Genomic DNA, 17,871 nt, shown 5'->3' with positions numbered 1-17,871 from the left:
CAGACAGCGGGGTTGTTAGGCCGTTGGCCTGTTGGGCCGTTAATTGTTAGGGCGTCAGGTCGTCGGGGCCTTGTCGAGGAACTGATGGTCGCGCACCATCAGGCCGTCCGCGTCGAGGACGACCACCTGGGTGCCGATCGCCGTCGGCTCGCCGCCGCCCGGCGGCAGCATCTCCCACCGGTACCGGATGGCCTCGTGGTTGGTGTCCACACTGTCCACCCTGAAGGTGCAGCCGTGCACGGCGAAGGTCTCGTACGCCTCGGTCACTGCGTGCTCGATGCCCAGGCGGCCAACGTATTCGGTGGTCGCGTTGCGGTAGATGGCGTCCGTCGACCAGAGTTCGGCGATGGCCTTCGCCCGGACCTCGGGATCCGGTTCCCGCCAGGTGGGAAGGTATTTCTGCACAATCGTCTCGGCGCCGCTCACGTTCGCTCCTCCAACAGCGGGGAATTTCGATGGCATGAGCCTGGCACCGGGCAGGTAGCGCGGTCGATTACGTCGAAGGTAATAAATTCGCTGCGGCGTGCGGCGTGCGGCGTGGGCGCTGCGGCGCTCAGGCCGTCGGCGGTGTGGCGCTGATGATCGAGCCGAGCAGGCCGGGGAACCGCCGCTCCAGCTCGTCGCGGCGCAGCCGGCTCGGCCGGGCGGTGCCGTCCAGCCTGGTCGACACCACGCCGCTCTCCCTCAGGATCTTCATGTGGTGCGACACCGTGGACACCTTCACGGGCAGGTCGAGGGAGCTGCACGTGGCCTCGCCGCACTCGTCGAGCAGGCGCACGATCTGCCGCCGCACGGGGTCAGCCAACGCCTGTAGCACCGCGCCGACGTCCAGCCCGGTGAGGTCGGGCTGCGGCAGCCAGGTGTCTGTGGTGTCGGTCATGCCTCGGCTCCTTCGACGGTCGTCCTCTCTTACGATACTCGTCGAAGTTCTATTACGATGAACTTCGTAAGTTCCGATGATCATTGGAAGAGGTGCGCATGACCGGAACGCACACCACGACCGCGCCGGCCGCCGAGACGCGCTGGCGGCCGCACGCGGCCGTGCTGGCGTTGGGGACCTTCGCCGTCGGCACGGACGCCTTCGTCATCGCCGGCGTCCTGCCGTCCATCGGCGCCGAGCTGCACGTTGGCGTCGCGGCAGCGGGCCAGCTCGTCTCGGTGTTCTCCATCGCCTACGCCGTGCTCGCGCCCGTGCTCGCGGCGCTCACCGCGAGCTGGCCCCGCCGCGCCGTGCTGCTCACCGCCCTCGGGGTGTTCGCGCTCGGCAACGTGGTCACCGCGCTCACCCCGGGCTACGGGCTGGTGCTCGCGTCCAGGGTCGTCGCGGCTGCGGGAGCCGCGCTGTACACGGCGAACGCCAGCTCAACGGCGGCCGCCCTCGCCGGCGACCGGCAGCACGGCCGCGCGATCGCCATCGTCATGCTCGGGCTGACGTCCTCGCTGGTGCTCGGCGCGCCACTGGGCACCGCGATCGGCGCGGCCTGGGGCTGGTGGGCCACCATGTGGTTCGTTACGGCGCTTGCGCTGGTTGCTGGGCCGTTCATCGCGCTTCGGCTGCCCGAGGTTGGCGGCAGCGGCAGAGTTGGCCTGCGGCAACGACTTTTGCCGCTCGGCGACCGCCGCGTGCTGCGGGTCCTGGTTGGTACCGTGGTGGTGTTCACCGGGATTTATGTTCCCTATACGTATCTCAGCGCCATCTTCGCCGACGCGACCGGCGGGGACGGCGACCGGCTCGCGCTGCTGATCCTGCTGTACGGCGTCGCCGGCACCGTCGGGAACTTCCTCGCGGGGCACCTGGCCGATCGGCTCGGGCCGCGCAGGGTGATCCTCGCGGCGACGCTGCTGCTGACGGTTGTGTTCCTGGTCCTTCCCTCGGTGCGGGGGACGTTCGCGGCGGCGCTGCCCGCGATCGCGGTGACCGGGCTGTTCTCCTTCTCTGTCACCACTCCGCAGCAGCACCAGATCATCGCGCTCGCACCAGAATCGCGCTCGCTGGTCATCTCGCTTTACCAGTCCTCGCTGTACCTGGCGATCTCGCTGGCCAGCGTGCTCGGCGCGGCCGGGCTCACCGCGTTCGGCGCGGTCTGGCTGGCACCGGTCGCCGCCGTGTGCACTCTGCTCGCGGCAGTGCTGACCTGGCGCGGTGGCAGGGAATAGTCCATCCTGCGGCACAGACTTAACGATTGAGGGGGACGCGATGACGGACTGGGAACCGCAGACCGCAGCCGGGAAGGTGCTCTGGCACTTCACGATGTCGCTGGACGGTTTCGTGGCGGGGCCGAACCACAGTATGGACTGGATGACCGGATTCTCGGTTCGCCCTGGCCTGATCGGCGAGTACGTCGAGACAACCGGTGCCGTGCTGGGCGGTCGAGCCGGTTGGGATCTTGCGGGCCACAAGCCGTACGGGGGTGCCTGGACCGGGCCGCTCTTCGTGCTCACCCACCATCCCGAGGACGCGGAGCCCGTCGACGGGGTCACGTTCCTCAACTGTGACCCGGCCGAGGCGGTCCGGATCGCGTTGGCGGCGGCCGGCGGCAAGAACGTCGAGGTGTTCTCGCCGACCATCGGCCGGCAGCTTCTCGAACTGGGACTGATCGATGAGATCGACCTGCACATCGCGCCGGTCCTGCTCGGCGAGGGCATTCGGTTGTACGACAACGCTGACGGTGTGCCGATCCGGCTCCGTCGAGTCGGCGAAGTCGACCCGGTGGAGGTCGTGAACCTGCGGTACCGGCCTGACGCCCCGGCCGTTTGATAGGTGGGGGCGCTCTGGCCGTTTGATAGGTGAGTACGACGCTCTGGCCGGCGACTCGCTTCGCTCGCTGCCCGGTTTCTGAGCTACCTGTGTTTTTGGGCCTCGCTTCGCNNCCGACGGCGAACTCGCACGCCCCGCACCGTCACGAAGTGAAAAAGCGAGCGCTGAGCGCTGAGTGTGGGGCGCGGGGCGTAGGTGTGGGACTTGCGCGCACTGCGCCGTGTTCGAGTGACGGTGTCCCTCGATCGGGTGGGGCTCGACGTGCGGGTTTTGGGTCTGGCGGTGAAGCTGGACGGTGGGTCGCGGGTGGGCGAAGGAGGATGGATGCACGCGCTGCTGGTGGTGGCCGAGGCGCTTGTTGTGCTCGCCGCTATCGGGCTTGGCGTGCATACCGGGGGGATCGGGCTTGGGCTCTGGGGGATTGCGGGCACCGCGGTGCTGGTGTTCGGCTTCGGCCTGAACCCTGGCAGTCCGCCGACCGACGCGTTCTTCATCATCGTCGCCGTCATCACGGCGTCCGCGACCATGCAGGCGGCCGGCGGCACGGACTTCCTGGTCGGGGTCGCGTCCAGGATCATCCGCCGAAACCCCAGGCGGATCACCTACGTCGCCCCGCTGGTGGCGTTCGTGTTCACGATGGGCGCCGGCACCTCGAACATCTTCTTCACGCTCATCCCGGTCATCTACGAAACCGCCTACCGCAACGGGATCCGGCCGGAACGGCCGCTCGCGGCGGCCACCGTCACCTCGGGGCTTGGCATCACCGCGAGCCCGGTGTCCGCCGCGATGGCCGCCTACGTCACGTTGCTGCCCAAGGACTTCACGCTGGCCAAGATCCTCACCATCACGGTGCCGGCCGCGCTCGTCGCGTGCGTGGTGACGTCCGTGGTGCAGTCCAGGATCGGCCGCGAGCTGACCGACGACCCCGAGTTCCAGCGCCGTGTCAGGGAAGGGCTGGTCGAACCCGTTCCCGCCGCCGCGACCGGTGACGAGCCCGCCGACGACACTAGGCCGCCACTGCCCAACGGGGCGGCGCGCAGCGCCTACGTCTTCCTGGTCGCCGTGGTGTTGATCGTCGTCCTCGGGCTGGTCGACCGGCTGCGGCCGATGGTCACGATCGGCGGCCAGGACCAACGGCTGTCGATGACCGTGTGCATCGAGCTGATCATGTTCAGCACGGCGCTGGTCATCCTGCTGTGGAACCGGATCAAGCCGGAGTCGGTGATCGCGCAGCCGCTGACCGCCTCGGGCATCGTCGCGTCCGTCGCGCTGTTCGGCATCGCCTGGATGGCCGACACGTTCATCTCCGGCAACCAGGACTCGATCGTGCGACCGCTGGGCCAACTGGTGCAGGCGCATCCGCTGCTGCTGGCCGTCGCGCTGTTCCTCGTCACCGGCGTGACCACCAGCCAGTCGGCCGCCACCCGCACCATCGTGCCGCTCGGCCTCGGGCCGCTTGGCGCGGCGACCGTCACCGCGCTGTGGCCCTCGCTGATCGGCGTCTGGCTGTTCCCGGCCAACGGCGCGCAGATCGCCGCGGTCAACATCGACAAGACCGGCAGCACTCGACTCGGCCGCGCGGTGGTCTATCACTCCTTCACCATCCCGATGCTGGTGTCCTGGGTGGCCTCCTCGGCGGTAGGACTGGTCATATCCCGCTTTGTCTGACGGAAGGATCACCCATGGACGAGGCAACGGCGCGCGACCGGGTGTCGGCGATGATGCCGGAGATCATCGGCGAACTCGGCGCGCTCGTCGGACACGCGTCGGTCGCGTTTCCCGGATTCCCGGCCGAACCGGTGCACCGGATGGCCGACGCGACCGTCGACCTGCTGCGGCGCTGCGGCGCGGACGACGCGCGGCTGCTGGAGATCCCCGGCGGCTACCCGGCCGTCTACGCCGACATCAAGGGGCCACTCGGCGCTCCGACGGTGTTGCTGTACGGGCACTACGACGTGCAGCCCGCGCCGAAGGAACAGGGCTGGCACAGCGATCCGTGGACGGCGGTGACCAAGGACGACGGCCGCATGTACGGCAGGGGAGTGGCCGACGACAAGAGCGGCATCGCCATCCACGCGGCGACGCTGCGCGCGTTCGAGGGCGCGCCGCCGGTCGGCATCAGGATCCTGATCGAGGGCGAGGAGGAGACGATCAGCCACCTGGAGGAGTTCGTCGAGGCGAACCCGGAACTGGTGCGGTGCGACGCGTTCGTCATCGCCGACATGGGCAACGTCACCGTGGGGGAGCCCGCGCTGACCACCGCGCTGCGCGGCGACGTGTCGGCCACCGTGCGGGTCCGCACCCTCGGCTCGGCGGTGCACTCCGGGTTGTTCGGCGGGCCCGCTCCCGACGCGTTGACCGCGCTGGCCAGGATCCTGGCCACGCTGCACGATGAGGCGGGCGATGTGGCGGTGGCCGGGGTGCGCAGCTATCCGTGGTCCGACGGAGACTTTCCCGCCGAGGACTTCAGGAGCAGCGCGGGACTGCTGCCCGGTGTCGAGCTGATCGGCACCGGCACGGTCGCCTCGCGGCTGTGGTCGAAGCCGGCGGTGAGCGTGATCGGCATTGACGCGCCTTCCGTGGCGGAGGCGGCGAACGTGCTTGTTCCCGAGGCCACCGCGAAGATCTCCATGCGCATCGTCCCCGGAGCCGATGCGGACCGCGAGCTCGATCTGCTGATGGATCATCTGCGGCGGGCCGCGCCGTGGAATGTCGATGTCGAGGTGACGAAGGTCAAGGCGGGCCATCCCTTCGAGGTTGATATGTCCGGACCGGTGATCGCCGCTGCCCAGCGTGCGCTGGGCGCGGCGTTCGGCCGTCCTTCGGGGACGATCGGGTCTGGCGGGTCGATTCCGTTGGTCGCGACGCTGAAGCGGGCCGCGCCGAAGGCCGAGGTGATCCTGTGGGGCGCGGAGGATCTGGCGCACGCCAGGATCCACGCGCCCGACGAGAGCGTCGACCCGGCCGAGGTCGAGCGGATGGCGCTGGCGCAGGTGCTCACGCTCCAGTACCTTGCCGACGCGGCGGCGAACTGAACCGTCTGTCCTGGCAGGAAAGCCGCCCCGCGTCGGGCGTTCCGGGTCCGGTCAGCAGCCCGGGGTGAACTTCGACGCCTCCACGCCGGCCATCAGGAACGCGCCGACGCCGTAGTTGCTGGTGGCCGTCGGGCTGATCGGTTGGTACTGCGAGGGATGCGACGCGGGACCCTGCACGTAGCCGACCACCCCGTTGGCGTGCAGGGCGGTGTCGCGCAGCCAGGCCCAGGAGCGCTGCGCCACGGGCGTGTAGGTCGCCGCGTCGAGGTAGCCGAGCTGGATGCCCCTGGCGAGACCGTAGGTGTACATGGAGGTGCCGCTGGACTCCGGGGCGGGATAGGCGGACGGGTGGTCGACGTCGGCCGTCCAGTAGCCGCCGGCCTGCTGGGTGGCCTTCAGCTTCGCGAACATGGCCTGGAGCAGGCTGACGTAGTGGGCGCGGTTGGGGTCGCCGGCCGGCAGCGCCGCGACGGTGTCGGTCAGCGCGGTCACGATCCAGCCGTTGCCCCGGGACCAGTGCTGGGTGGTGCCGACCCACCGGGAGTCGCGCCACCACAGCGCGGCGGCGCGATCGTAGATGTGCGCTTCGGTGTAGGCGAACATCTTCGCCATGGCGTCGATCTCCGCCTGGTTGTGGTTGGGCACGCCGAGGCGGGCGAAGGCCGACAGCGCGCCGAGCCGGACTGCGTCCACATAGGACAGATCGCTGACCTTGCCGCCCTGCACCCTGGCGGTCTGCTTGGTGACGTACGCCTGTGCGTCGGCGATGTCCCTGGCGGGGTGCGCCGGATCGAGGTCGTAGAGGTCCAGATACTCCTGGCTGGCCTCCGGCCCGTCGTAGTTGGGTGCGTTGGTCGGCAGCTTCCAGTTGTTGTGGTTGGCCCAGGCCGTGGCGTAGCTCAGGTACTTGCTGTCGCCGGTGCGCCGGTAGGTCTCGATGTCGCCCTTGATGAACAGCGCGTTGAACCAGGTGGAGTCGGTCGCGCTGCCGTGCCCAGCGATCCAGTGGTCGGCCGCGAGCCGGATCGGCGCGAGGTCGGCGCAGGCCGCGGGCGCCGCCTGCGCACCAGGCACCGCTCGCACGCCGGGCGCGAGCCCGGCAAGCAACGCCAGGACGGTGATCGCGAGTCTTGGTCGGGAGAGTGTTGCCACCACTGCCTCCTACGTACGTCAGGACTGACGAAGAGCGGCGGCGGCAGGCTCACTGAAACTTCCTCACAAACGTTTACACCGTGCCCGTCCGGCCGTCAACGGTTACCGGCCAGCTGGGTCGGTGCGCCAGGCGAGCTGCGTGCGAGCATGATCTTCGTCGTGACCCAGCCATCCGCTCTGCACGAAACCAGGGCTGCCTACGACGCCGTTGCGTCCCTCTACGCCGAGCTCTTCAGCGACGTGCTCGAGGTCCTACCGCTGGAACGTGCGCTGCTGGCAGTGTTCGCCGAACTCGTGCAGGCCCACGACGCCGGGCCGGTCGCCGACATCGGCTGCGGCCCAGGTCATGTGACGGCACACCTGCACGGGCTCGGGCCGACCACCTTCGGCATCGACCTGTCCTCCGAGATGGTTGCCCTGGCCCGCCGGGCTAATCCGGACCTGCGGTTCGACGAGGGGTCGATGACCGCGCTGGACCTCGACGACGGAGTTCTTGGCGGCATTCTCGCGCTCTACTCCGTCATCCACACTCGACCGGAGCAACTGCCGGTCGTGTTGGCCGAGTTCCGCAGGGTGCTGGCGCCGGGCGGTCACCTGCTGCTCGGGTTCTTCGCCGGTGACGATCCGCTGCCGCAGGAGTTCGACCACAAGGTCTCGCTCGCCTATCGATGGTCGCCGGACAGGCTCGCGGAACTGTTGCGCCAGGCCGGGTTCGTCGAGGTCGCCCGGTTGCTGCGCGAGCCGCGCGAGGGCGAGCGGTTCCAGCAGGCCCACCTGTTGGTTCGCAAGCCGGAGGTGTCCTCGCCGGATCAGGAGCCTAGGTAGCGCAGGATGGCCAGGACGCGGCGGCTGTAGCCGGTCGTGCCGCCGAGTTCGAGCTTGTCGAAGATCGTGTTGATGTGCGACGCCGACGAGCCCCCACACGGCCAGGTACAGCAGCACGAGGCCGACTGCGGCGAACGCGATCCTGATGCCGACGCCGCTGGTGTCGCCCGGCCCGAAGGAGAAGCCGCTCGACGCCCATCCTGCGCAGGCGATCCCGCCCGAGCAGCGCGCCGAGGTAGTACATGACCGTCGAGCCGACGGCCGAGCCGAGCGTGGTCCACAGGATCTCGCCGAGCAGCGTCGGGCGGTGTCGTTCGGCGGCTCGCATCTTGCTCACTCGACCCAAGTCTTGCTCACTTGAGCAAGACGCGGTATGTTTTGCTCATGCGAGCAAGAAACAGTTCGACCGAGCAAGACGCCGGGCCGCCCCGCAGGACGTTCACCGAGTCCGCCCGCCGGGCGCAGATCGTGGACGCCGCCATCGCGGTCATCGCCGACCTCGGCTACGCCAAGACGTCGTTCGCGAAGATCGCGAAACAGGCGGGGCTGAGCAGCACCGGGATGATCTCCTACCACTTCGCCGGCAAGGACGACCTGATGCGCGCGGTCGTCGCCGAGGTCATGCGCGTCGCCGACGAGCACCTGCGGCCGAGGATCGAGGCCCAGCCGAACGCGTCCGCCCGGCTGCGGACCTACATCGAGTCCAACATCGCGCTGCTGATCGACTTCCCGAAGCACCTGGCGGCCCTGGTCGAGGTGCTGGCCAACCTCCGGGACGAGGGCCCCGACCAGTTCGGCTACGCGGCCTCGATGGACTCGATCATGAGCTTTCAGGCGGAGCGCATGCGCGACGCCCAGCGCACCGGCGAGTTCCGGGAGTTCGACGTGACGGTCATGGTGCACGCCATCCGGGGCGCCATCGACGAGGTGGTCGGGCGCGCGCGAACGGATCCGGATCTCGACCTCGTGGCCAACGGCAGGGAACTCGCGGACCTCTTCGACCGCGCGACACGGAACACGACATGAGGGGGACAGCTGTGGTGCGGCAGGGGAAGCGGATCGAGGCGGACCAGGCAATGACGGATGCGGAAAGGCTTGAGCGGCAACGGAAGACGGCCGCGATGCGCAAGCACCTGGCGCGGCAGCTCGTCTTCGAGTTAGGCGTGCCGTTGGCCGGTTACTACGGCCTGCGCGCCGCGGGCGCGAGCGAGTGGCTGGCGGTCGCGGCGGGCGGCCTGCTGATCGTGCCGTGGCTCGTGCACGGCATGGTCAAACAGCGCAAGGTCGAGGTACTCGGCGTGTTCACGCTGAGCATCATGCTGATCGGCGCGCTGATGTCCATGGTCACCGGCGACCCGAGGGTGCTGCTGATCAGGGACAGCTGGCTCGGCGGCGTGCTCGGCCTGTGGCTGCTCGGCACGCTGGCGACCCGGCGACCGTTCATGCTGGTCGCCGCGCGGTCCGTCGTCGTCGCGAAGATCGGCGAGGCCGGCGCGGTCGAATGGGAGTCCCGGTGGGACCGCGAACCCGCGTTCCGCCGGCATATCAGAGTGATCACCGCGGTGTGGGGAGCGGGTTTCACGCTGGACGCCGGGGTTCGCGTCGTGCTGGCTTACACGCTGCCCGTCGACGCCGTCCCCGCGGTGAGCACCGCCCAGTGGCTGGCGGTGCTGGCCGGGCTGCTCGTCTTCCACATGAGGTACGTCACGCGGCACGGGCTGAAGGTGTAGCGGGATATGGACTTCGACGTCATCGTGGCCGGCGGCGGCCCAACCGGGCTGCTGCTCGCCAACGAACTCGGCCTGGCCGGCGTCCGCGTCGTCGTGCTCGAACGGCAACCGGTACGGACCGGGCAGTCCAAGGCGCTGAACCTCCAGCCGCGCACCGCCGAGGTGCTGGACCTGCGCGGCTGGCTCGATCCGATCATGGATCGGGCGGTCACCACGCTGCCGGCAGGACACTTCAGCGGGACGCCACTGGACTATCGGGCCCTCGACACTCGCTTTCCTTACCAGGTAGGCATTCCGCAGGCCCGCGTCGAGGAGTTCCTCGAGAGTCACCTCGCCGAGTTCGGCGTCCCGGTGCTGCGCGGGCACGAGCTGACCGGGTTCCGCCAGGACGCGGACGGGGTCACCGTGACGGTCGCCGGCCCGGCCGGCGTGCGGGACCTGCGCGCCGCGTATCTGGTCGGCGCGGACGGCGGACGCAGCGTGGTGCGCAAGCACCTCGGTGTCGGGTTCCCCGGCCGGGGCGGTCGGGTGTCCATGGTGGTCGCGGATGTGGTGCTGCGCAACGGAGACACGGACGGCGAGTGGCGGCTGCCGACCTTCGAACCACACGAAGGCGGCTCGATCTTCCTGCTGCCGCTGGGCGACGGGGTGCACCGGATCCTGTTCGGCGGGCCGGGCCAACAGGGCGTCGACCGGGACGCCCCGGTCACCGAGGACGAGGTCCGCGCGGCGCTGCGGCGGGCCGAGGACGGCGAACCGGAGCTGCGCGAGATCCGCTGGGCGTCGCGGTTCACCGACGCCTCCAGGCAGGTCGAGCGGTACCGGTCGGGCCGGGTGCTGCTGGCCGGGGACGCCGCGCACATCCACCTCCCGGCCGGCGGGCAGGGCCTGAACCTGGGTATGCAGGACGCGTTCAACCTCGGCTGGAAGCTCGCCGCCGAAGTGCGGGGCGCGGCCCCGGCCGGGCTGCTGGACAGCTACCACGACGAGCGGCATCCCGTTGGGGCCGCGGTGTTGCGGAACACCAGGGCACAGGGCCTGCTGATGATTCCGGACCCGGATGTCCTTGCCATGCGGGCGCTCCTGGCCGATCTTCTGACGGGGCCAGAGGCCAACCGTCGGATCGCCGGCATGATCTCGGGCCTCGACATCCGCTATCCGATGCCAGACGCACCCGTGCACCCACTGCTCGGATCCCGGCTGCCGGCGATCGACCTGCCGACCGGGCGGGGGCTGTTTCTGGTGCCCCGCCCCGAGTTCGGCGATGCGGCGCGGCCGTGGCGGGACCGCGTCGACCACGCGGTCGTGGACGGTGCGCACGCCGAGGGCGCGGACGCCGTGTTGGTCCGTCCGGACGGCCACGTCTGCTGGGTGGGACCCGAGGTGGACGACGGACTCCGCGCGGCGCTGACCCGCTGGTTCGGCCAGGCGCGCCAGGTCACGCCCTAGTCCAGCGAATGGCCCGCTGGGCGGCTCAGGCCGTAGAGGATGCGCTCCATGATCGCGGGGTCGACGCCGGTCGGCTCGCCGGCCAGCCGCTCGGCCTCGGCGGCCGGCGACCGCCGGGGCTCGCGCTGGGGCAGCGGCACCGCCGCGGCGGTCAGGTGTGCGGGCAGCGGCAGCTCGCACCAGACGAGCGTGCCCCGTCCCCGCACCGGCAGCACGCCGGCCCGCCGGCCGTTGAGCACGGGGGAGGGGATGGTCGGCGACGGATGGTCGTCCTCGACCTCGATCACCAGGCAGTCGCCGCGCAGCCGCAGCCGCACGGTGATGAAGCCCGGCGCGCGCGGGTCGCTGTGGTCCACCACCGCGGCGACCAGATGGCACGTCACGTAAATGGCCTCGTCCTGCATCAGACGCAGCGACCACTCGGCGAGCGAGAACCGGACGAACATGTCGGCGCAGCTCACCGCGTTGGGCAGCGCGACGAGGCGTAGGTCGTCGACCTGTGCTGTGTGGGAGTCCACCTGGGTCCTTCCTGCCACCGCGCTGGGCGCGCCCAAGCGTCACCCGAATGCCGCATCTTGCCACCTGCACGGGTGGCCTGTGAACGCTCAGCTGCGTTGAATCGTCGCAAAATCACGTGACCGTCACACGTTCGTGGAAGAGCTGTTGCCAAGTTCGACAACCTCGTTTACGGTTATGGTCAATCGGGTTGTCGAGTTTCCGGCCGCGCCTCACGAGGGCGGCCCACGAGCAAGGAGCGTCATGTCGGAAAACCTGTCGGAGAACCTGTTCGTCGAGCACACCGTCGAGTCGGCCCCGCCCGCCGCCCGTCGGTCGATGGAGGCCGTCGCCAAGAACCTGGGCTACCTGCCTTCGCCGGTCGCGCGCATGGCGCCGTCCCCGCAGCTGCTCGAGGGCTTCCTGAAGGCCAGCGCGCTGTTCGAGTCGACGACCCTGGACGTCCTCGCCCGCGAGGTCCTGATCCTCACGATGGCGACCCGCAACGGCTGCCACGTCTGCGTCGCCATGCACACCGGGAAGCTCACCAAGCTCGACGCGGACGCGGACCTCATCACCGCGCTGCGCGACGGCCGGCCGCTGGTCGACGAGCGGCTGGAGGCGATCCGGGTGTTCACCATCGCCGTCGTCGAGAGTGCGGGCGCGGTCGACAACGACGTGCTCAGGGCCTTCCTCGCCCACGGCTACACGACCCAGAACGCGCTGGAGGTCGTGCTGGGCATCGGTGCCTACACCATCTCCACGCTGGCCAACCGGATGACCGGCGCCCCGTTGGACTCGCAGCTGGAGGCGTTCGCCTGGCACGAGCACGCCGCTTGAGCGCGGAGACCGTTGCGCTTCTTACCTGGTTGAGTTAATTTTTACTCATGCCAGTAACTGGGGATGGGGACGGGCTGTCGGTGACCTCGGCGGCGCGGCGCGCTCAGATCGTGGCCGCGACCATCGAGACCATCGCCGAGTTGGGGTACGCGCAGGCGTCCTTCAGTCGGATCGCCGAGCGCGCCGGCCTGAGCAGCACGCGGCTGATCTCGTATCACTTCGCCGGCAAGGACGACCTCATCGGCGCGGTCGTCGCCGACGTGTACTCCGCCATTGCGCAGTTCATGGCGGAGCGGATGGCCGGCCAGACGGACGCCAGGGGCGCGCTGCGGGCCTACCTCAGCGGCGTGGTCGAGTTCATCGCGGGCCACCCGACGCAGATGCGGGCGCTGATGGCGGTGTTCCTCGACTTCCGCGCCGAGGACGGCGGCCGCAGCTACGACGCGGCCAGCGACCGCGACGCGCTCGGGCACGTGCAGGAGATCCTGCGCGCCGGGCAGGCCAGCGGCGAGTTCCGCGAGTTCGACACGTTCGTCATGGCGGCGACCATCCAGCGTTCGGTGGACGGGCTGCCGTTCCTGCTCCAGACCAAACCGGACCTCGACCTGCGCGGCTACGCCGAGGAACTGGTGACGCTGTTCGACCTCGCGACCAGGAGCCAGGGGTGACCGCCCGGCGGACGAGAGCCCGCGCCGTGCTGCGCGTGCTCGGCGATCTCGTGCTGCCGCTCGCCCTCTACTACGTGCTCCGCGCGGTCGGCGTCAGCGTGTACCTCACGCTGCTGATCACGGCGGCCGTCCCGGCGGTGTTCGCCGGGTACCGCCTGGTGCGGCAGCGCCGCCTCGACGGACTGGCGGTGTACATGACCGTCATGGTGCTGCTGGCGGCCGCCGTCTCGCTGGTCGCGGGCGACGAGAGGTTCCTGCTGGCCAAGGAGGCGGTGGCGACCGGGGTCACCGGGCTGTGGTTCGGGGCCTCGGTGTGGGCGCGGCGCCCGCTGACGTTCCTGTTCAGCCGTCCCATGTTGGAGCGGCGGGTCAAGATCGGCCCGCCTGGCCTGTCCTGGGACGAGCTGTGGGAGCTGGTGCCGGGCTTCCGGCGGATCTGGCGGGTCTCCAGCGTGCTGTGGGCGGTGGCGCTGCTGGCGGACGCCGTGCTCAGGGTGATCATGGCCTACACGCTGCCCGTCGACGCGGTGCCCGCGCTGGGTACCGCCCTGTACGTCGGGACCTCGTTGGCGGTCATGGTGATCACCAACATTTACTACGTCATCGCCGGCCTCTTCGGTGATCGGTCGGCGCTCTACGCCTCCATTACGCGAAACCTCGAAACGTCCACTGTGGACTGATGGCGATCCGGTCTCCGACTGGAGCGGGTGGTCACGGGGTTCGCGATCTCGCGGACGCGCTTGGGACCGGACGGCGTCGGCGTGGCCGGTCAGCGGACGCCGCGCGGCCGGAACTGGATGCTGATGCGCGGGCCGACGGGCCTGGCGGTCTTGGGTATCGCGTGCTCCCAGGTGCGTTGGCACGAGCCGCCCATCACGATCAGGTCGCCGTGCCCGAGGGCATGCCGGATCGTCGGCCCACCGGCCCTTGGGCGCAGCAGCAGGGCGCGCGGCGCGCCGACGGAGACGATCGCAACCATGGTGTCCTCGGTGGCGCCCCGGCCGATGGTGTCGCCGTGCCAGGCGACGCTGTCCCGGCCGTCGCGGTAGAAACACAGGCCGGCGGTGCGGAACGGCTCGCCAAGCTCCGGCGCGTAGTGCCGGCCCAGCGCGGACATCGCGTCGTCCAGCACCGGATCGGGCAGCCGGTCGCCCTCGCGGTAGAAGCCGAGCAGCCTCGGCACCGCGACCACCCGGTCGTACATCTGCCGTCGCTCGGCCTGCCACGGCACTCCGGTGACGAGCCGTTCGAACAGGGTGTCCGCGCCGCGCAGCCAGCCGGGCAGCACATCGATCCACGCGCCGTCGCGCAGCACGGTGCGCCGGAGGCGCGAGAGCGGCCCGATGCCGACCTCGACCCCGTCCAGCAGCGACCCCTGCAACGCGACGTCCACATCGGCAGCTTACACCGTCGATCGAACAGGTGTTCGAGTGAATGCCCGCACCACCGACGGTCTCGTTCGGTGGTGCGGGCGCACGAGCCGAGTCCTCACACCTTGGGCGGCTCGCCGATCGGGCGCACCACCACAGGCTGGTTCACCGGCGCCCCGCCGGGCCCCGGCGTCGCGGAGATCCGCGCGGCGATCTCGAACGCCCGCTGCTCGGTGGGCACCTCCACCAGCCAGAAACCGGCCAGGAACTCCTTGACCTCCGCGTACGGGCCGTCGGTCACCAGGGGCTCCTCGCCCGGCCGCGCGTACACGGTCCTGGCGTCGGCGGGGCCGCTCAACCCCTCTGCGCGCACCAGCTCCCCGGAGTCCGTCAGCTCCCGGTCCAGGTCGCGCATGAAGTCGATCATCGTCTTGACGTCGTCACGGGACCAGGTCGGCAGGCCGTCGCCCTCCCAGACCTCCTGGTTGCCGTGGATCATCAGCAGGTACCTCACGATGGTCTCCCTGTGCTCTCAGCGCCCCTCGGGCGCTTCTCATTAGAGACGTCGGAGCCGAATCCGGCTTCTCGACATGGTCGGCGAAGGTTTTTCGATACCTGGCCCGCGTGGATTGCTTCGGGGGCCGCAGCCCAGCAGGATGACGCGGTGTCCAACGAGATCACCGAAGGCGACGAGCACGCCGACGCCGATGCCGACTTCGTCGCCGAGCCCGCGGCGGCCCGCCGCCAGGTCGACGCGGGACGGCTGTTCGCCCTGTCCGACGGCGTGTTCGCCATCGCCAGCACGCTGCTCGCGCTCGACCTGCGCGTGCCAGAGAGCTTCGACAGCGACCACCTCGGCGACTTCCTTGCCAGCGAAGCGTTTCGGGGCACCGCGCAGGCGTACGTGATCGGGTATCTCGTCATCGCGATCCTCTGGGTCGGGCACCACCGCCAGTTCCGGCTGCTGCGCAGGATCAGTTCGCCGGTGTCCTGGCTCAACCTGCTTTTCCTCGGCCTGGTGGCCGTGCTGCCCTTCCCGACCTCGCTCATGTCGCGGTTCGGCCAGGGCCAGTCGGAGGCGCTGGCCATCAAGGTCTACGCGAGCCTCGTCGCCGTGATCTTCTTGGTACAGGCCGTGATCGGGTTCGTCGCGCTGCGTCAGGGCGTCGTGCGGCGGGGCTCGGGCGGCTGGTGGTTCGGCGTGCTGCTGCTCGGCCCCGCCTACGCGGCGGTCGGGTTCGGGTTGGTGATCCTTGTGCTGACGGTGTTCCCGGGTTTCGCGCCGTGGTGGTGGACGGTGACGGCCGTCGTCGGGATCCTCGCGCGACCCGTCTCGCGCTGGATCACCCGCAGGCTCGGCATGGTCGGCAAACCGACTCAGCTCGAGGCGGCGACCAGCTCGGGCGCGTAGCCGTACAGGCCGGGCAGCCCGCCGGTGTGCACGAACACCACGTGCTCGCCGCGCGCGAACTCGCCCCGGCCAGCCCACTCGACCAGCGCGGCGGCGGCCTTCCCGGTGTAGACGGGGTCGAGCACGACCCCCTCGGTCGAGGCGAACAACCGCAGCGCGGCCCAGACGGCCTCGGTCGGCACGCCGTAGCCGGGGCCGATGGTGCCGTCCTGCACCCGGACGTTCAGGGCGGGGGAGTCGTTCGGGGTCGGGGAGCCGACGCCGAGCAGGGCCGCCGCGTCGCTGGCCAGGCGGCCGAGTTCCTCCCGCGCCTCGTCGGCTGGGTGGGACACGCTGGCCGCCTCGACACGGCCCGGCCAGCCGAGCAGCGCCGTACCGAGCGCGAGGCCGGCCACCGTCGCCCCGCTGCCCTGCGGCACGACGATGCGCGCCGACTCGATGCCTCGCTCGGTCAGCTGCCCGACCAGCTCGATAGCAGCGGCGACGTAGCCGAGCGTGCCGAGGCCGTTCGAGCCGCCGACCGGGAGGGTCGTCACGGTCCTGCCGTCGGCCGCGGCCTCGTCGAGCAGCCGCTGGTAGGTCGCGGCCGTCTCGTCCGCGTTGGCGCAGACGTGCACGCGCGCGCCGAAGAGGCGGTCGAGCGCCACGTTGCCGGAGCGCTCGTACGCCTCGCCGGAGCGCGGCACCTTCGCGGTCAGCACCAGTTCGCAGCGCAGGCCGAGGCGGGCGCATGCGGCCGCGGTCTGCCGGCCGTGGTTGGTCTGCAACGCGCCGAAGGTGACCACCGTGTCCGCGCCGTCCGCCAGCGCCGCGCCGAGCAGGAACTCCAGCTTGCGCAGCTTGTTGCCGCCGGCCCCGAGCCCGTTCACGTCGTCGCGCTTGAGCAGGACCGTTGGCCCGCCGAGCGCCTCGCTCAGCCTCGGCGCATCCTCGAGTGGGGTCGGCCAGGTACCGAGCTTGACGCGCGGAAACCGGTCGAGGTCGAGTGACATGGGGGCACTCCTTCTGGCTGGCGACACGGGCTACGCCGCCAGCCTACGAAACGGTGGGCAGGAGTGGCCGAGGTGTGTTCCTTGCTGGCGTCAGCTCAACTGATACGCCTTCAGGTTGGTCAGCAGGAGGTAGGTGTTCAGCAGATCGGCCTTGTCGTTGATGGATCGGTAGATGCCCCACTTGGGGCGAACTCGGTCGGCCAGCCAGGTGTCCACGCCGGACTTCTGCGCGTCGACGACGTTTCTGGTGCCATCGTTGACGATGAAGTGCGCGGTGCCGTTTGGCGCGTTGTCGTAGCGGAACGACACGTCGATGGAGATCCACTTGTTCTGGAGCGGCAGCAGATCGGTGCCGCCCACCACCGTGTTCGTCTTGTTGACGACCAGCTCCAGCGAGCTAGCGCTGCCGCGCCTGCGCAGATCGAGCGTGACGATCGGAGCCGATCCGAGGCCAGGCTCCTTCATCTGCATGATGTGCGTGAACGAGGTGGTCGCGCGCAGCGTGCTCGGGATATACATGGAATAGGTGAAGCGCCAGGTGTCACCCTTGCCGATGGTGAGCTGCTGACCGGCCGTCACCATGCCCTTGACCTCGTTGCGCTGCCGGTCGGAGCCGTCCCGGTCGGTCGTGAGCATGTCGAACCGATAGTTGTTGCCCTGGACGTAGATCTCCTTGGTCTTGCCGTGGTCCTCGACGCCCTCGAACGCGCCCAGACCGTCCTTGGCCGCTTGCGGACTCCAACGCTGAATCCATTGGGCTTGTGGTGTGGCGTTCTGGGATGCGGTGTTTTGGGGCGCGGTGTTCTGGGGTGTGGCGAGCGTTGGGCTGGCTAGCAGTGTGTTGCCCAGCAGGATGGTGCCTAGTACGGCTGGGAGCCAGCGAATGTGGCGCAGTGACAGTGAATCCACAACGTCCTCCTGCGTGTGACACCCCTGTTCAAGGGGGTGAACATCGGACGATGCGGCGGTGTAAACGGTTGTAGCACGCGGTGTGGGTGGTGCGCCACTGTGTCGTGTCGATAGGTATGACGCTCTGGCCGTTTGATGGGTGGAGGCGGTTAGGGCCGCTTGGCAGGTGGGGACGCTCTGGCCGGCGACTCGCTTCGCTCCCTGCCCGGTTTCTGGACTACCTGTGTTTATTGGGCC

Annotated in this window: 20 protein-coding genes and 1 pseudogene; 12 read left to right on the top strand and 9 right to left on the bottom strand. The window is 69.7% G+C overall.

Translation table 11 applies throughout. The features are described from left to right. Positions 1-54: 54 nt before the first annotated feature. Complete coding sequence (locus F0L68_RS23945) at positions 55-426, bottom strand: nuclear transport factor 2 family protein (protein ID WP_188316781.1); 372 nt, start codon at positions 424-426, stop codon at positions 55-57. Positions 427-553: 127 nt separating this feature from the next. Beyond that, on the bottom strand, positions 554-880 hold the full coding sequence (locus F0L68_RS23940; RefSeq protein ID WP_149852000.1) for an ArsR/SmtB family transcription factor: 327 nt from the start codon (positions 878-880) through the stop codon (positions 554-556). Between the two features lie 98 nt (positions 881-978). On the opposite strand from F0L68_RS23940, the gene F0L68_RS23935 reads away from it, so the two are divergent. The 4 genes from F0L68_RS23935 (at position 979) to F0L68_RS23920 (ending at position 5,793) form a co-directional block, all read left to right on the top strand. Next, a complete protein-coding gene (locus tag F0L68_RS23935; RefSeq protein WP_149851999.1) occupies positions 979-2,157 on the top strand; it encodes an MFS transporter in 1,179 nt (392 codons plus the stop codon). 40 nt (positions 2,158-2,197) lie between these two features. Continuing rightward, on the top strand, positions 2,198-2,758 hold the full coding sequence (locus F0L68_RS23930) for a dihydrofolate reductase family protein (RefSeq protein ID WP_149851997.1): 561 nt from the start codon (positions 2,198-2,200) through the stop codon (positions 2,756-2,758). Positions 2,759-3,082: 324 nt separating this feature from the next. After that, on the top strand, positions 3,083-4,426 hold the full coding sequence (locus F0L68_RS23925) for an anaerobic C4-dicarboxylate transporter family protein (protein ID WP_149851996.1): 1,344 nt from the start codon (positions 3,083-3,085) through the stop codon (positions 4,424-4,426). 14 nt (positions 4,427-4,440) lie between these two features. Beyond that, positions 4,441-5,793 carry a M20/M25/M40 family metallo-hydrolase gene (locus F0L68_RS23920; RefSeq protein WP_149851994.1) on the top strand — a complete coding sequence of 451 codons (1,353 nt, stop codon included), beginning with the start codon at positions 4,441-4,443 and terminating at the stop codon, positions 5,791-5,793. 51 nt (positions 5,794-5,844) lie between these two features. Here the strand turns inward: F0L68_RS23920 and F0L68_RS23915 are convergent, their stop codons facing one another. Continuing rightward, entirely contained in the window at positions 5,845-6,945 is a 1,101-nt protein-coding gene (locus F0L68_RS23915; protein ID WP_188316780.1) for a glycoside hydrolase family 88 protein, read from the bottom strand. A 147-nt stretch (positions 6,946-7,092) separates the two neighbouring features. On the opposite strand from F0L68_RS23915, the gene F0L68_RS23910 reads away from it, so the two are divergent. Beyond that, complete coding sequence (locus F0L68_RS23910; protein ID WP_149851990.1) at positions 7,093-7,770, top strand: class I SAM-dependent DNA methyltransferase; 678 nt, start codon at positions 7,093-7,095, stop codon at positions 7,768-7,770. Here the strand turns inward: F0L68_RS23910 and F0L68_RS43635 are convergent. Next, a pseudogene (locus F0L68_RS43635) lies at positions 7,755-7,847 on the bottom strand (DNA-binding response regulator); the annotation flags it as partial. The gene F0L68_RS23910 and the pseudogene F0L68_RS43635 sit on opposite strands and share 16 nt — an antisense overlap. Positions 7,848-8,154: 307 nt before the next feature. On the opposite strand from F0L68_RS43635, the gene F0L68_RS23900 reads away from it, so the two are divergent. From F0L68_RS23900 to F0L68_RS23890, 3 genes are read left to right on the top strand one after another with little or no spacing between them, the layout of a single operon-like run. Next, positions 8,155-8,796, top strand: coding sequence for a TetR family transcriptional regulator (locus tag F0L68_RS23900; RefSeq protein ID WP_149851989.1), 642 nt, complete (start codon positions 8,155-8,157; stop codon positions 8,794-8,796). Continuing rightward, positions 8,793-9,500 (top strand): VC0807 family protein, encoded by a 708-nt coding sequence (locus tag F0L68_RS23895; protein ID WP_223199081.1) that lies wholly within the window; start codon positions 8,793-8,795, stop codon positions 9,498-9,500. Before F0L68_RS23900 ends, F0L68_RS23895 begins: the two co-directional genes overlap by 4 nt. 6 nt (positions 9,501-9,506) lie before the next feature. Beyond that, positions 9,507-10,949, top strand: a complete 1,443-nt coding sequence (locus F0L68_RS23890; protein WP_149851985.1) for an FAD-dependent monooxygenase — start codon at positions 9,507-9,509, stop codon at positions 10,947-10,949. Here the strand turns inward: F0L68_RS23890 and F0L68_RS23885 are convergent. Beyond that, positions 10,946-11,467 (bottom strand): ATP-binding protein, encoded by a 522-nt coding sequence (locus F0L68_RS23885; protein ID WP_149851984.1) that lies wholly within the window; start codon positions 11,465-11,467, stop codon positions 10,946-10,948. The genes F0L68_RS23890 and F0L68_RS23885 overlap by 4 nt on opposite strands. Before the next feature lie 265 nt (positions 11,468-11,732). Here F0L68_RS23885 and F0L68_RS23880 point away from each other — a divergent pair, with 265 nt between their 5' ends. From F0L68_RS23880 to F0L68_RS23870, 3 genes are read left to right on the top strand one after another with little or no spacing between them, the layout of a single operon-like run. Further along, positions 11,733-12,284 (top strand): carboxymuconolactone decarboxylase family protein, encoded by a 552-nt coding sequence (locus tag F0L68_RS23880; protein ID WP_223199095.1) that lies wholly within the window; start codon positions 11,733-11,735, stop codon positions 12,282-12,284. 47 nt (positions 12,285-12,331) lie between these two features. Next, entirely contained in the window at positions 12,332-12,952 is a 621-nt protein-coding gene (locus F0L68_RS23875) for a TetR/AcrR family transcriptional regulator (RefSeq protein WP_223199080.1), read from the top strand. Next, complete coding sequence (locus F0L68_RS23870) at positions 12,949-13,632, top strand: VC0807 family protein (protein ID WP_149851981.1); 684 nt, start codon at positions 12,949-12,951, stop codon at positions 13,630-13,632. Before F0L68_RS23875 ends, F0L68_RS23870 begins: the two co-directional genes overlap by 4 nt. A gap of 89 nt (positions 13,633-13,721) precedes the next feature. Here the strand turns inward: F0L68_RS23870 and F0L68_RS23865 are convergent, their stop codons facing one another. Further along, a complete protein-coding gene (locus F0L68_RS23865; RefSeq protein WP_149851979.1) occupies positions 13,722-14,345 on the bottom strand; it encodes an alpha-ketoglutarate-dependent dioxygenase AlkB in 624 nt (207 codons plus the stop codon). Positions 14,346-14,440: 95 nt separating this feature from the next. After that, the gene (locus tag F0L68_RS42595; RefSeq protein WP_188316779.1) at positions 14,441-14,836 is read right to left on the bottom strand and encodes a YciI family protein; all 396 of its coding nucleotides are present in this window, start codon (positions 14,834-14,836) and stop codon (positions 14,441-14,443) included. Positions 14,837-14,986: 150 nt separating this feature from the next. On the opposite strand from F0L68_RS42595, the gene F0L68_RS42590 reads away from it, so the two are divergent. Beyond that, on the top strand, positions 14,987-15,733 hold the full coding sequence (locus F0L68_RS42590; RefSeq protein WP_188316778.1) for a TMEM175 family protein: 747 nt from the start codon (positions 14,987-14,989) through the stop codon (positions 15,731-15,733). Here F0L68_RS42590 and F0L68_RS23855 read toward each other — a convergent pair. After that, entirely contained in the window at positions 15,700-16,725 is a 1,026-nt protein-coding gene (locus F0L68_RS23855; protein ID WP_149851976.1) for a D-cysteine desulfhydrase family protein, read from the bottom strand. The genes F0L68_RS42590 and F0L68_RS23855 overlap by 34 nt on opposite strands. A gap of 90 nt (positions 16,726-16,815) precedes the next feature. Further along, positions 16,816-17,634 carry a Tat pathway signal sequence domain protein gene (locus F0L68_RS23850; protein WP_149851974.1) on the bottom strand — a complete coding sequence of 273 codons (819 nt, stop codon included), beginning with the start codon at positions 17,632-17,634 and terminating at the stop codon, positions 16,816-16,818. Positions 17,635-17,871: the final 237 nt, after the last annotated feature.

It is taken from the genome of Solihabitans fulvus (assembly GCF_008386585.1).
Classification (GTDB): Bacteria; Actinomycetota; Actinomycetes; order Mycobacteriales; family Pseudonocardiaceae; genus Solihabitans; species Solihabitans fulvus.
Note: the sequence above shows the minus strand (reverse complement) of the source record. Positions and strands in the feature narration are given on the sequence as shown.